This is a genomic window from Extibacter sp. GGCC_0201 (assembly GCF_017566055.1).
GTDB lineage: Bacteria > Bacillota > Clostridia > Lachnospirales > Lachnospiraceae > Extibacter.
Genome location: NZ_JABFCH010000215.1, coordinates 1 through 217, shown reverse-complemented (window position 1 = coordinate 217; position 217 = coordinate 1). Strand labels below are relative to the sequence as shown.

General features: G+C 44.7%; 1 pseudogene. It reads left to right on the top strand.

From position 1 onward, the window contains the following. Positions 1 to 217 (top strand): annotated as a pseudogene (locus tag HJV72_RS19300) (sensor domain-containing diguanylate cyclase); the annotation flags it as partial.

Here is a 217-nt window from a genome sequence, read left to right as displayed (position 1 = left end):
CAAATATAAAATATGGCGGATCCATCCGGATACAGGCAAGGTGCAGAATATCATACAGAACGCGGACTTTTCTGTGACGGATGCCGTGGAGGATGTGATTCAGGTTCCAAACGGTACATGGCATTTGAGCATAATTCCCAAAAAAGGATGGGTTCCCATGGAATACATATGGATAGAATCCATTGTCTGCAGTCTCATACTCGTTCTGGCAGTCATG